The organism is Mesorhizobium sp. M2A.F.Ca.ET.039.01.1.1 (genome assembly GCF_003998035.1).
Taxonomy (GTDB): domain Bacteria; phylum Pseudomonadota; class Alphaproteobacteria; order Rhizobiales; family Rhizobiaceae; genus Mesorhizobium.
In genome coordinates this window covers 1-1,781 of sequence record NZ_RZRY01001013.1, presented here as the reverse complement: position 1 = coordinate 1,781, position 1,781 = coordinate 1, and the positions used below count along the sequence as shown (strand labels likewise).

General features: G+C 64.3%; 2 protein-coding genes. Both read right to left on the bottom strand.

Annotated elements, in window-relative coordinates; genetic code table 11:
• Positions 1-1,491, bottom strand: a 1,491-nt coding sequence (adh, locus tag EOA24_RS36720; RefSeq protein WP_133374838.1) for an aldehyde dehydrogenase, incomplete at its 3' end; no start/stop codon positions are given.
• A gap of 143 nt (positions 1,492-1,634) precedes the next feature.
• Positions 1,635-1,781: helix-turn-helix domain-containing protein (locus EOA24_RS36715; RefSeq protein WP_245501949.1), on the bottom strand; the 147-nt coding region annotated here is incomplete at its 5' end.

Below are 1,781 nucleotides of genomic sequence, written 5' to 3'. Positions count from 1 at the left end.
GTAGCTGACCAGCATGTTCTTGGTCTGCTGGTAGTGGTCGAGCATCATCTTGTGCGTCTCGCGGCCGATGCCGGACTGCTTGTAGCCGCCGAAGGCGGCATGCGCCGGATAGGCGTGATAGCAGTTGGTCCAGACGCGGCCTGCCTGGATCGCGCGGCCGAAGCGGTAGCAGCGGTTCGCGTCGCGGCTCCAGATGCCGGCGCCGAGGCCGTACAGCGTGTCGTTGGCGATCGACAGCGCCTCGTCGTCGTCCTTGAAGGTCGTCACCGACACCACCGGCCCGAAGATTTCTTCCTGGAAGATGCGCATCTTGTTGTGACCCTTGAAGACCGTCGGCTTCACGTAATAGCCGCCGGCCAGGTCGCCCGGCAGGTGGTTCTGCTCGCCGCCGGTCAGCACCTGGGCTCCCTCCTGGCGACCGATATCGAAGTAGGAGAGGATCTTTGCCAGCTGCTCGCTCGAAGCCTGCGCGCCAATCATGGTGGCCGGATCGAGCGGATCGCCCTGCACAATCGCCTCGACGCGCTTCAGCGCGCGCTCCATGAACTTGTCGTAGATCTTCTCATGCACCAGCGCGCGGCTCGGGCACGTGCAGACCTCGCCCTGGTTGAGCGCGAACATGACGAAGCCCTCGATCGCCTTGTCGAAGAAATCGTCATCCTCGGCAACGACGTCCTGGAAGAAGATGTTGGGCGACTTGCCGCCGAGTTCCAGCGTCACCGGGATGAGGTTCTGCGAGGCATACTGCATGATCAGGCGGCCGGTCGTCGTCTCGCCGGTGAAGGCGATCTTGGCGATGCGGTTCGACGATGCCAGCGGCTTGCCGGCCTCGAGGCCGAAGCCGTTGACGATGTTGAGCACGCCTTCAGGCAAAAGATCGCCGATAAGGTCGGCCCACAGCATGATGGTGGCAGGCGTCTGCTCGGCCGGCTTCAGCACCACGCAATTGCCGGCGGCGAGCGCGGGCGCCAGCTTCCAGCAGGCCATCAGCAACGGGAAGTTCCAAGGAATGATCTGGCCGACGACACCCAGCGGCTCATGGAAATGATAGGCGACCGTGTCATGGTCGATCTCGGAAAGGCTGCCCTCCTGGCTGCGAAGGACGCCTGCGAAATAGCGGAAGTGGTCGATGGCCAGAGGCAGGTCCGCCGCCGTCGTCTCGCGGATCGGCTTGCCGTTGTCCCACGTTTCGGCGAGCGCCAGCAGGTCGAGATTGTCTTCCATGCGGTCCGCAATGCGATTGAGGATCAAGGCGCGGGCCGCCGGACTGGTCTTGCCCCAGGCATCCTTCGCCTTGTGCGCGGCGTCGAGCGCGGCTTCGACGTCCTGTGCGTCGGACCTTGCGATCTCGCAAAGCGGCCGGCCGGTCACCGGCGAGATGTTGTCGAAGTATCTTCCAGCATGCGGGGCGACCCAGCGGCCGCCGATGAAGTTGTCATAGCGCTTGGCGAAGGGGACCTTGGCCGCGCGTGAGAACTCAACCTTGTTCATTGTCTGCCTCCCAGCAAAAACGGCGTCACGGAATGTGGCGCGTCGCTGGAGACACTTGCGGATGCTCTTCGGCCTGTCATCCCCAGGCAAACGGATCGCGGCCGCCGAGTGTCGCAGAACTGCGACAGGTCAGGTTGCGTAAATCAATGCGGCCGGCGGATGCTGAAACGGGCGAGCTTGCGATGCAGCGTCGCGCGCGAGATGCCGAGGCTCTGCGCCGCTGCCGAGACATTGCCGCCGGTGCGCGCCATCGCGCGCTGCAGCACGCTGCGCTCGGCATCGTCGAGGTC